At 69.8% G+C, this 10,884-nt stretch carries 8 protein-coding genes and 1 pseudogene; 5 read left to right on the top strand and 4 right to left on the bottom strand.

Features of this window, described 5'->3' with window-relative positions; genetic code table 11:
* Positions 1-257: 257 nt before the first annotated feature.
* A pseudogene (locus tag ACPA54_RS33755) lies at positions 258-523 on the bottom strand (SDR family oxidoreductase); the annotation flags it as partial.
* Between the two features lie 317 nt (positions 524-840).
* Here ACPA54_RS33755 and ACPA54_RS33750 point away from each other — a divergent pair.
* Both ACPA54_RS33750 and ACPA54_RS33745 read left to right on the top strand, forming a co-directional pair.
* Positions 841-2,535 (top strand): enoyl-CoA hydratase-related protein, encoded by a 1,695-nt coding sequence (locus ACPA54_RS33750; RefSeq protein WP_423535575.1) that lies wholly within the window; start codon positions 841-843, stop codon positions 2,533-2,535.
* Positions 2,536-3,134: 599 nt separating this feature from the next.
* Entirely contained in the window at positions 3,135-5,012 is a 1,878-nt protein-coding gene (locus ACPA54_RS33745) for a transketolase (RefSeq protein WP_423535573.1), read from the top strand.
* Between the two features lie 32 nt (positions 5,013-5,044).
* Here the strand turns inward: ACPA54_RS33745 and ACPA54_RS33740 are convergent, their stop codons facing one another.
* Positions 5,045-6,358, bottom strand: a complete 1,314-nt coding sequence (locus ACPA54_RS33740) for an FAD-dependent monooxygenase (protein WP_423535571.1) — start codon at positions 6,356-6,358, stop codon at positions 5,045-5,047.
* A 271-nt stretch (positions 6,359-6,629) separates the two neighbouring features.
* Between ACPA54_RS33740 and ACPA54_RS33735 the strand changes: the two genes are divergently transcribed.
* Positions 6,630-7,292 carry a hypothetical protein gene (locus ACPA54_RS33735; protein ID WP_423535569.1) on the top strand — a complete coding sequence of 221 codons (663 nt, stop codon included), beginning with the start codon at positions 6,630-6,632 and terminating at the stop codon, positions 7,290-7,292.
* A gap of 228 nt (positions 7,293-7,520) precedes the next feature.
* Positions 7,521-7,973, top strand: a complete 453-nt coding sequence (locus tag ACPA54_RS33730) for a VOC family protein (RefSeq protein ID WP_423535567.1) — start codon at positions 7,521-7,523, stop codon at positions 7,971-7,973.
* On the opposite strand, the gene ACPA54_RS33725 is transcribed toward ACPA54_RS33730, so the two are convergent.
* On the bottom strand, positions 7,898-8,179 hold the full coding sequence (locus tag ACPA54_RS33725; protein WP_423535566.1) for a hypothetical protein: 282 nt from the start codon (positions 8,177-8,179) through the stop codon (positions 7,898-7,900). The genes ACPA54_RS33730 and ACPA54_RS33725 overlap by 76 nt on opposite strands.
* 117 nt (positions 8,180-8,296) lie before the next feature.
* Positions 8,297-9,688 (bottom strand): hypothetical protein, encoded by a 1,392-nt coding sequence (locus ACPA54_RS33720; RefSeq protein ID WP_423535565.1) that lies wholly within the window; start codon positions 9,686-9,688, stop codon positions 8,297-8,299.
* Between the two features lie 398 nt (positions 9,689-10,086).
* On the opposite strand from ACPA54_RS33720, the gene ACPA54_RS33715 reads away from it, so the two are divergent.
* Positions 10,087-10,821 (top strand): DUF981 family protein, encoded by a 735-nt coding sequence (locus ACPA54_RS33715; protein ID WP_423535563.1) that lies wholly within the window; start codon positions 10,087-10,089, stop codon positions 10,819-10,821.
* Positions 10,822-10,884 lie beyond the last annotated feature (63 nt).

Genomic DNA, 10,884 nt, shown 5'->3' with positions numbered 1-10,884 from the left:
CAGCAGCCTCGGCTACCGCACACCCGTCGAATACGAAGCCGCACTCGCGGCCTGACCACCACAACGACGGTGTCCGTCAAATCGGATCAAGCTCAGACGACCACGGGAGCGGTCACGGTCGGCGGCTACCCGGAGCCACCGTCGTCATGCAACGAGCGAACGCCGAAGTAGCGCGCGACACCGGCTTGAGGCATGCCCCCGTGCGGTCGGCGATGTCGTGGATCGGCGCGTCTCCGGTCGAGCGCCACCGATGCCCGTCAAATGATCCCGCCGTTCGCACGGACGATCTGGCCGTTGCCCAGTGGCCCTCGGGAGCTCGCGAGGAAAGCAACGACGCGGGCGATGTCTTCCGGATTGCCGAGCCGTTCCAGCGCGGCGGCTGCTTGGCGAGGCGGTCGATGGTGGCCTCGTCCTTGCCGTCCGGAAAGAGTTCGGTCGCGGTCGGGCCCGGCGCGACGGCGTTGACGGGGATGTCGCGGCCGCGCAGCTCGCGTGCGAGGACGAGCGTCATGGCTTCGACCGCCCGGCGGCGTCGAAGGCGACGAGGAACGCCCGCTCCTCCGGTTGGACTTCGCCCGGTGCCCACCGAGCTGCCGTGGCAGGTTGGTCGCAGAGCAGGGTGAGCGGGCCGGTGCGGCCGCGCAGGACGTCGGCGAGGTGGGTCCGGGCCGTGCACGCCGTACGTCCGAAGTCCGGTGAGGTTCACCAATTCGGTGGAAGTGCGGAGGCATTTGGCGGAAGTCGAAGCGGCGAGAACCACGCCGACGGCAGGATCCGGATACCGCCGCGGTTTCGGCACCGCGTACCGGGGGTGGTGCGACGGAAAGGAGGTGGGGCGCGGTGCGGATTCTTCTCCTCGCGAGCGCTTTCAACAGCCTGACGCAGCGGGTGCAGGTCGAACTGCGCGACCGGGGACATACGGTGGCGACCGAGGTGGTGCACGCGGATCATGAGGTACGCGATGCGGTCGGGCGGCACCGTCCCGAACTCGTGGTCGCGCCCATGCTCAAGACCGCTGTTCCCGAGGATGTGTGGACGAGGCACACCTGCCTGATCGTCCATCCTGGACCGCCCGGCGACCGCGGCCCGTCCTCACTCGACTGGGCGATTCACGAGGACCGGGACACCTGGGGAGTGACGGTGCTCCAGGCCGACGGCGAGATGGACGCCGGAGCCATCTGGGCGTCGACGTCCTTCCCCGTGGCGTGCGTCGGCAAGAGCGATCTGTATCGCGGCGAAGTAAGCGACGCCGCCATGGACGCACTGACGCTCGCCATCGAACGCTTCGAGTCCGGCACGTATCGCCCGTCGCCGCAAAAGGGCCACACCGTGCACGTCCGGCCCGTCCTGCGGCAGGACGTGCGCCGCATCGACTGGGCATCCGGTACCGACGGCATCCTGCGTGCTCTACGGGCGGCCGATTCACAACCCGGGGTCCTCGACGACCGTCTCCCGGGCGGGCCGTGGTACCTGCACGGCGGCCATGCCGAGGACCGGCTGCGCGGCGTGCCCGGCGAGGTCGTCGCCACCCGTGCGGAAGCCGTCTGCGTCGCCACCGGCGACGGTGCGGTCTGGATCCCGCAGCTGCGGCGGCCTCGCCGCACCGGCGAACCCGCATCCGTCAAGCTCCCGGCGACCGTCGCGCTCGGCAGTTCGCTTCCGGATGTGCCCGAGCTGTATGCCGACCCGGAAACCCCGGCGGCACGCAGGACCTTCGCCGATGTCCGCTACGAGGAACACGACGATGTCGGCTTCGTGCGCTTCTCGTTCCCCGGCGGCGCCATGAGCACCGCGCAGTGCCGACGCGTGCTGTCCGCATACCGCCATGCGTGCCGACGGCCGACACGGGTCGTCGTCCTGGGCGGCAGCCGGGACTTCTTCTCGAACGGCATCCACCTCGGCGTCATCGAGGCCGCGTCCGACCCGGCGCGGGAATCCTGGGCGAACATCCAGGCCATGAACGACCTCGTCGGGGCGGTCCTCGCCACCACCGACCGGCTCGTCGTCGCGGCGCTCGGCGGCAATGCGGCCGCGGGCGGCGCCATGCTCGCGATCGCCGCCGACGACGTGTGGTGCCGTTCGGGGACCGTCCTCAACCCGCATTACCGCCTGATGGGCCTGCCCGGATCCGAATACTGGACGTACAGCCTTCCGCGCCGGGTGGGCCCGGATCAGGCCGAGGCCCTGATGCGGGCGGCGGAGCCCGTCGGCGTATCAGCCGCGCAGCGGATGGGCCTCGTGGACCGGATCGTGACGGCTTCTCCGTCGGATTTCGGCCGCCGTGTCACCGAGATGGCGGCCGAACTCGCCGCGGATCCGGAGACGCATCAACGGATCACCGACAAGAAGCGCGTCCGCGCCCGGGACGAGGCCGCCAAACCACTCGCTGCCTACCGCCACGAGGAACTCGCCCGTATGCGGCGGACCTTCTTCGACCCCGGCGCGCCCTACCATGCCTTGCGGGCGGCGTTCGTCCGCAAGCAGCCCTCCCGACCGGTCGCACCGAGCACGTGGGCACCGTCGCCGACGATCTGATCCGCGCCTACGAAAGGCGAACGCGCAACGGCTGGTCGACACAGCGGATCGCGTAGTTCCGTCCACCGCCGGGGGCGGAACGGAGCTTCCGCTGCACGTGTTCGAACGAAGTGCGGGCTGTCGGTTGGTGGGCCGGAACGCCGATAGTCCGTTCGACTGCCGGATCGATGCGGGACGCGCCGGCGGAAGGCGGACTCCGACCAAGATTTACCGGACTCCTGCTCTTCAACCCGCTGCGGGACCGGCGCCGAGACCGCTGCCGGACCTGGCCGGCGCCGAGACCGACACCGTCCGCGCGGTCATGCGATGCCATCTGGGCGTGACGCGCCAGGAAACCGCGGCTCTCTCATCGCTGCGCCACGTGCGTGCCGGCGACTTCGTGCCGCCGGCCGCGGCCACCGAGGGCAGGCCCGCGGAGTGACCCGCCCTGAGGACTGATCGCGGTCGCCTTCCACCCGCCTCGACACGCCCGAGTACATGTGGCCGGACCTCGCCCATCCCCACCCTGTGGCCGTCGCCGCACTGTCGACCGCGTGACCTCGCATCCGCCGGGTAGGCGCGCAAGAGAGACACCCCGCACGACGGGAGATAGGCGCGCCATGGACAACCACGAGCCGAACATCCACGAGCCGAACATCCACGAGCTGGTCGAACTCGGACGGCAGCTGCGGATCGATGCGATCCGGGCGGCGGACGCGGCGGGATCGGGGCACCCCACGTCCTCGATGTCGGCGGCCGACCTGATGGCGGTCCTGCTCGCCCGGCACCTGCGCTACGCCTGGGACCGCCCCGACGACCCCGCCAACGACCATCTGGTCTTCTCCAAAGGACACGCCTCGCCCCTGCTCTACGCCCTCTACAAGGCGGCCGGCGCGGTGACCGACGACGAACTCCTGGGGTTCCGCACGGCCGGCAGCAAGCTCGAAGGCCACCCCACTCCCCGGCTGCCCTGGGTGGACGTCGCCACGGGATCGCTGGGCCAAGGCCTGCCGGTCGGCGTCGGCGTGGCGATGGCCGGGAAACGCCTGGACGACCTGCCGTACCGGGTGTGGGTGCTGTGCGGCGACAGCGAGCTGGCCGAAGGCTCGATGTGGGAAGCGTTCGAGCACGCGGGCTATGAGCACCTGGACAATCTCGTCGCGATTGTCGACGTCAACCGGCTCGGCCAGCGCGGGCCGACCCGCCACGGCTGGGACACCGACGCCTACCGGCGGCGCATCGAAGCCTTCGACTGGCGGGTCCTGGACGTCGACGGCCACGACGTGGCCGCGGTCGACCGCGCCTTTGCCGCCGCGGAGCGCACCGACGGCCGGCCCACCGCGATCCTGGCCCGCACCCGGAAAGGCAGCGGAGTCGCCGCCGTCGAGAACCGGGAGGGCAAACACGGCAAACCGCTTCCGGACGCCGAGGCCGCCATCGCCGAACTCGGCGGCCGCCGCGACCTGCGGGTGACCACCCGCCGCCCGCCTGCCGCCCCCGAGCGGCCGCGCCGTGCGGGTGGGACGATCCATCTGCCCCGGTACGACGTCGGCGACGAGGTCCCGACCCGGGACGCCTTCGGCGAAGCGCTGGCCGCCGTCGGGGAAGCCCGGCCCGGCGTCGTCCTCTTGGACGGCGAAGTCGCCGACTCCACCCGCGCCGAAGCGTTCGCGAAACGGCACCCCGAACGTTTCTTCGAGTTCTACATCGCCGAGCAGCAACTCGTGGCCGCCGCGGTCGGTTTCCAGGTCCGCGGTTGGAATCCGTTCGCCGCCACGTTCGGCGCCTTCCTCAGCCGTGCGCAGGACTTCGTCCGCATGGCCGCGGTCAGTCGGGCCGACATCGCGCTCGTCGGTTCCCACGCCGGTGTCGCGATCGGTGAGGACGGCCCCTCCCAGATGGCCGTGGAGGACATCGCCGCGTTCCGCGCCGTGTACGGCAGCACCGTGCTGTGCCCCTGCGACGCAAACCAGACCGCTCACCTGGTCGCGCTCATGACCGACCGCGGCGGTATCCGCTACCTGCGCACCGCCCGCGGCGCCACGCCGGTGCTGTACTCGGCCGACGAGGCGTTCCCGATCGGGGGCAGCAAACTGCCCCGCGCCACCGCGCAGGACCGGATCTGCCTCGTCGCGGCGGGCGTCACCGTGCCGGAGGCGGTCGATGCCGCCGACCGGCTGGCCGCCGACGGCATTCCTGCCCGGGTCCTCGACCTGTACTCGCTCAAACCGGTCGACGTCGCCGCGCTCCGCGAAGCCGCGGCGCTGACCGGCCGGTTCGTCACCGTCGAAGACCACCATCCGGAGGGCGGCCTCGGCGACGCCGTCATGACGGCGTTCAGCGACGGCACGCCGCCCCCGCGGACGATCCGCCTCGCCGTACGCGACATGCCGGGCTCCGCCACCCCCGCCGAACAACTCCGCGCCGCGGGCATCGACGCCGCCGCCATCGAAGCCGCGGCCCGCGCCCTGCTCGACGGGCGTCTGCCGCCCGGGTAGGGACGCGGCGTGCTGCTTCGTCGCCACGGTCCCTATCGCGCAGCGCCCAGGTCTACGGCGCCGGACAGCTGCGTGCGGGGCGCCGATCCGGCTGCGGCTGTGGAGTCCGGCACCTCCGCGTAGTCCGGCAGTTCGACGCCGTTGATGGCGCGCCCGACCAGCTCCATGAACCACTCGCCGGCGAAATCGGGACCCGGCTCCGCGTTCGGCACGGGAACCTGGCGGCTGCGGGCGTTCAACCGGCCGATCTCCTGGTTGGCTTCGACGAACGAGCGCATCCGCGCCTCGTAGCGGGCGAACCCCGCGTCGGGGTCCCATCCGGCCGCGGCCAGCTCTCCGGCCAGCAGGTAGGCACCGACCAGAGCGAGCCCGGTGCCCTGCCCGGACAGCGGCGACGAGCTGAACGCCGCGTCCCCGAGCAACGCGACCCGTCCGCTCGACCAACGGTCCATCACCACTTGGGCGGCCTGGTCGAGGTAGAACTCCGGGGTGTCGTCCAGGTGCGCGACGATGTCCCGGGTCAACCAGCCCATGCCCGCCGTCCGCTCGCGCAACAGGGCTTTCTGGGCCGGGATGTCACGGTGGTCGACGTCGAAGTCGGCCGCGGCGAAGGAGAACATGGCCATCGCCCGGGTGGCGTCCTGGATGGGCCGCAGGAGGACGGAGCGTCCGGACTCCTGCTCCTGGTACTCGAGCAGCCAGCGGTCCAGCCCGAACTCGTTGGGCACACTGGAGAAGGCGAGCACGTGCCCGAGGTGGCGGAGAAACCGCTCGTGCGGCCCGAAGACCATCGCCCGCAGCTCCGAGTGCAGCCCGTCCGCGCCGACCACCAAGTCGAAGCGCCCCCGACTGCCGCCCGCGAAGACCACGTCGACCCCGTCCGCGTCCTGGACGAGGCCGGTGATGCGCTCGCCGAAGACGTACTCGACACCGTCGCGGGTGTCGTCGTAGAGCACCTGGGACAGATCGCCGCGCAGGATCTCGATGTCCGCGATGAACCCGTCGCCACCGTCGTCGTCGGCCCGGAAGGTCTCCAGCACCGCCCCCTCCGCGTCCACGGTGTGTGCGCCCGCGGTGTCGGTGCACGCCGCGCGCACAGCCGCGGTCAACCCCATGCGCCCGATGACCTCCCTGGCGACCCCGCGCGCATCCACCGCCTGCCCGCCGGGACGCAGCTCGGGAGCCCGCTCCACCACGGTCACCTCGGCGCCCCGCCGGCGCAGCCAGTGGGCCAACGCGGGTCCCGCGACGCTCGCCCCCGCCACCAATACCCTGGGACCACTCCCCCGCGTCCCCTGCCCGCCCGTCCGGGTCGCGTGCCCCTGGCCGAAGTCGTCGACGCTCATCTCTGCCTCCATGTGCTTCCTCCCGCAATGGAACGTTCCCCGCACAGCCCCATCGCTGTCGGCGTATCCAGCCGTATCGACCACCGATCCGCACAAAACTCATCGGTCGATCGTCATGACGTCGCCGTTCACCGGCATGGTCCCGACGACCCTCATGACGACGGCGACTCCGCCTTTCGGGGGTTGCTGCGCAACGCGCCGCGTCGACGCGCGCACGGCGCCTGGTTCTCCGGCACACTCACCCTCAGCAACCATTCGTTTGTTTCTTGGAGTGAGTGTGTTCCGTACCCTCAAGCAGCGACTGGCGGCGTGCGCTGCCGCCACCGCCCTCGCTGCCACGGCGGCCCCGTTCGCCACCCCGGCTTCGGCAGCCGGGAGCGAACTGACCTACGGCAGCGACATCCTGCTGCAAAACCAGTACGGCGGAGACGGCGGCTACCTGGACACCAACGGGGTCTCCAGCCAACCGGGCGCCACCTACAACGTCTCCACCAACGCGACGCCCAACAGCCGCGGCCCCAAGACCTCGGTGTGGAAGGTCGTCTCCGCGACCGGCAAGGCCGACGGCACCCGGGTCACCAGCGGCGACGTCGTCTACCTCGTCAACCAGTACGGCAGCGGCACTTACCTGGACACCAACGGAGTTTCCGACAAGTCCGGCGCGAAGTACTCCGTCTCCAGCACCGCCACCAAGGACCGCGGCCCCGGCACCGGCAAGTGGCACATCTTCGGCCGCACGTCCTCGCCGACGGACGGCGCCGTCCGCACCGACGACATCGTGAACCTGCTCAACGACTACGGCTCCGCCAACGGCGGATTCCTCGACACGAACGGCGTCTCCAGCGCGTCCGGCGCCAAGTACGACGTCTCCACCAGCCACTACACCGACCGCGGTCCGGGCACCGGCTCGTGGAAGGTGCTGCCCGCGAGCTGACACGCCTTCGGCGGCCGTTTCCTCGACGACCGCGGGACGTGTGCCGTACGAAAAGCCTGGAAGGCCGGAAGCCAGGGGTCTGACGGCGTGATGGCGCGCCGCCACCGCCAGATCCTGAAGCGGTGGGGCGCGTCAGCGCGCGTTTACGCCGAATGCCCGACGGTCAAGGCGCCGGTAACCGGCGGAGGTGCAACCATGCGAATTGCCACACTTCATCGGAGGCATATCGTGAGCGGCGCCGATTTCCCGTCCCCGAGCACCGGAGTACTGCTCACCCACTTTCTGACAGTGGGTGACGTGCGGCGGTCCCGCACCTTCTACAGCGAGGTCCTGGGCGGCGAGGTGGTCCTCGAGGAGAACCCGTGCGTCGTCAAGCTCGGCGGCGGCTGGATCATCATGAACCCCGGCGGCGGACCGACTGCGGACAAGCCCGACGTCACACTGAGCACACCGACGGACCCGCATAGGGTCAGCAGCTTTCTCAATCTCCGCGTCGCCGACATCGACCGGTGCTACCGGGAGTGGACGGCCAAGGGCGCGGAGTTCCTGACCCGGCCGATCGACCGCACGGCGGAGCTGCGGTGCTATCTGCGTGACCCGGACGGCTACCTGATCGAGGTCGGGCAGGCCACCGGGATTCTGGAGGAGAGGTTCGCCGACCCGGGTGCGGGCAACGGCTGAGGCGCCCCGAGTTCGCGGTTGAGCGGATAGGACCGTTCCAGGCCGCGGGCCATCTCCTCCCGGGAGTCCAGAACTCCGGCACTGCGGTCGTCGAGGATCATGCCGGGGGTGCCCCAGAGCCCTGCCGCCGCCCCGGCGTCGAAGGCGGCGAGGGTTCCGGCGTAGCGAGAGAGGTAGTCGTCGATTTCGGCAGCGGTGGCGCTCATGCGACTCACCGTAGGCAACCGCGCGGCCTTGGCACTTCCGGCACTCGGAGGCTTTCGGGTGACATCCGCGGCCCGACCGCGCCCGAAGCCGATGCCATGGAGATTGCGATGGGAAGCCTAGATGATATCCATGGTGTTCTCGGGAGGATCACGGCGTTGTCCCCGTCCTACCCACGTGGGCAATGTCGGCATATTGTCGCGCACCTTTTGACGCGAAGCGTTGATGCCGTGAACGGTTCCATTGACCTCGAAGCCGCGGCCCCGCCTCCGGGGAAGGTTGAAACCCTTTGATGCGGCGATCGAGGAGGCGCGGTACGCGCGGTCTTGCACGGCGACGAGCTGCTGTCCCGTAGCCGGGTCGGTCCGCTCGTAGAGCGCGTCGAGCGTGCGGTGCAAGTTGGCCACCTGCCGGTCGAGCGCTGCCCAACGGCCGGCGTCCATCGGCACCGCGTACTCCCAGACCTCCCTGGCCTCCTTCGGGGCCGCGCTCCCGAAACCGGCCACCAGCCGACCGCCCTCGGCCCATCGTTCTCCCGGGCTTCTGCGGGCGTACCCTCCGAGCGGCTCGAGGGCATGAGGAGAGTTTGTCGAAGCGGGGTCGAAGCTCCTGCCGATCTTCTTTGCGGGACGGGGCGGGCGGGCGTCGGCCGCGCTCGCCGACCTCGCCAAGTCCGGTGCTGAACGCCGGAGCCTTGCGGATTCCCGTGCATGCCTGACCGGCGGGGCGTTGACCGTCCACGAGCTCGCGTCCAAGCCTGCTGTCTTGGACTCTGCCTTGTCTGTCGTGTTCACGCTCTTTGCATCGGGTGGGTCCACCTCGGAAAGGAGCGTATGCATTTTCTCATGGAGGAGGGCCGGCGCACCGCCGTAGTGCCCGCCGCCGATGACGAAGTTCCGGTCGTGCTGCACCTGCAGCATTTCGAGAAGGGTGCTTCTGCGGCCTTCGCCAAAAAATCGCGCGTTGAGGACGATATCCCCGTCCCCATGGGCTTCGGCCATCACTGATTTTCTTCTTTTCCCGAGAAATAATTCGGGAGATCCAAGGGACACACCGAGGTATCCGGGGCTGGGCAGGATCATCTCTGCGTGCAACAGGGTGATCGCAGCTTCTTTCGCGGATAGGAGATCGGCACCTTCGAGGTCGGCCCAGCAGCTGCCGTCGTACCTGTCGCGGCCGTGAAGCTCGTTCACCGTGCGTATGAAGTGCGCCTCGACCTCGTCCGTCGTCGAGGCGTGGATGATTCGCCCGACGTTCGGATCGTCCGGCGTGACCCCTGGGCAAGTGGAGTCGTACACAACGAGGGCGGCCGCACGGCCGACCGCCGGTGTACTGGTTGCGTCGACCCTTTCGGCGGCGACCTCGGGGCCGGCATTGCCGAGGTGCGTCGTGGTGGTCGGGAGGACCGTGGCGACCCAGGGATTCGGTGGCGGAGGTGTGGACCGGGTTCCCCCAAACACCGCGCGGACACGCTTCCCGAAGCGCCGCAACCGACCCGGTTCCTGATCCATTGCGGCCACGCCCCTCCGGCTCTGGAGTCGGTCGTACCAAACTCGGCGGCCGTCCAGTGAACCAGCGACGGGGGCGATGCAATAGCCAGATGGGGTGGGCAAGGACCGGGAGCGCGAGACGTGTCCCGCTCCGCGCACGGTTCCGGGTCCCTCAGCTGCGCCGATCTGAGCGCCGACGCTTCCGCGGCGCCGTGGTCCTCATTCCGGGCCGAAGGAGATCGGTGCGGTGTCTGCGGCGGCCGCATGCCGGGCCAACGCCCAGCGCGTGGTCGACGTCTGCGCACGGCCGCGTGGGGAGTCGATCGATATACGCCAGATGAATGCACTATCGATCGAATTCGGAGACATGCGTCCTTTGGTTGCCGGGATGGGCAAGAAATGACCATAGATTCCGCGCCATGCGCACCTCACAGCCCGACATGCTCCTCGCCGAAGGCCTGAAGATCGACTGGGCCCGTATGCCGACGTACAACACCGTCATGTCGCTGGCGGGTGGTGCCGGGCTGCTGCTCGTGGTGGCGCTCGGCTGGTACTTGGTCAAGGGCAAGCCCATCGTCCCGGACGCGTGGGCGATGGCGTTCGGCGCGCTGGCGTTCGTGCTGCTGGTCACCGGCATCCACATGACGCTGACGTGGCCGCTGGCCGGACAGGGATTCCCGTTCGACAACATCATCTTCGGCGAACCAAGCTTCGTCTTCGGTGTTCTGCTGGCTGCCGCGTCCATGTTCCTCTGGAAACGTGGTGCTGTGCTCGCCGACCCCGGAGCGGTGGAGGAACGGCTGCTCGCCGTGTCCCGGCTTGCCGCGCCCATCTCGGTCTTCGTCTTCGGCGCCGGCCTGGCGTGCTTCGGCATCGCGGCGGCCGGGTGGAAGTACACGCTGTTCGCCGCACCCGAAGAGGAGCCGATCTCCGGCGAGTTCGCCGACCATCCGATGCTCGAGGCGACCTTCATCTCCGGCCTGTACGTTCTGCTCGGCCTCGGCGCGATCCTCTTCCCCCTGGCGCTGCGCCGGGGAGCCGCCCCGGTCCGCACCGTCGTCGGTGTCTGCTGGGGCCTGGCCGGCCTGGCCTTCCTCGCCTTCGGCGCCCTCAACTACTTCACCCACATCGGCCTCATCGTCAACACCATGTAGACCCGACCTGACCCGACCTGACCCGACCCGGCAGCGAGCCGGAGAGCAGTTCGATGTCGAATC

The organism is Uniformispora flossi (genome assembly GCF_049534875.1).
In the GTDB taxonomy this organism is placed as follows: domain Bacteria; phylum Actinomycetota; class Actinomycetes; order Streptomycetales; family Streptomycetaceae; genus Yinghuangia; species Yinghuangia aomiensis.
This window is presented reverse-complemented; position numbering and strand designations above follow the sequence as displayed.

What these genes read in the sequence shown, in the direction of transcription:
- ACPA54_RS33740 (WP_423535571.1), bottom strand. Translation starts at nt 6,358, where the DNA reads ATGAGCGTCGACGACTTCGGCCAGGGGCACGCGACCCGGACGGGCGGG.
- ACPA54_RS33720 (WP_423535565.1), bottom strand. Translation starts at nt 9,688, where the DNA reads ATGGATCAGGAACCGGGTCGGTTGCGGCGCTTCGGGAAGCGTGTCCGC.
- ACPA54_RS33715 (WP_423535563.1), top strand. Translation starts at nt 10,087, where the DNA reads ATGCGCACCTCACAGCCCGACATGCTCCTCGCCGAAGGCCTGAAGATC.
- ACPA54_RS33725 (WP_423535566.1), bottom strand. Translation starts at nt 8,179, where the DNA reads ATGAGCGCCACCGCTGCCGAAATCGACGACTACCTCTCTCGCTACGCC.
- ACPA54_RS33745 (WP_423535573.1), top strand. Translation starts at nt 3,135, where the DNA reads ATGGACAACCACGAGCCGAACATCCACGAGCCGAACATCCACGAGCTG.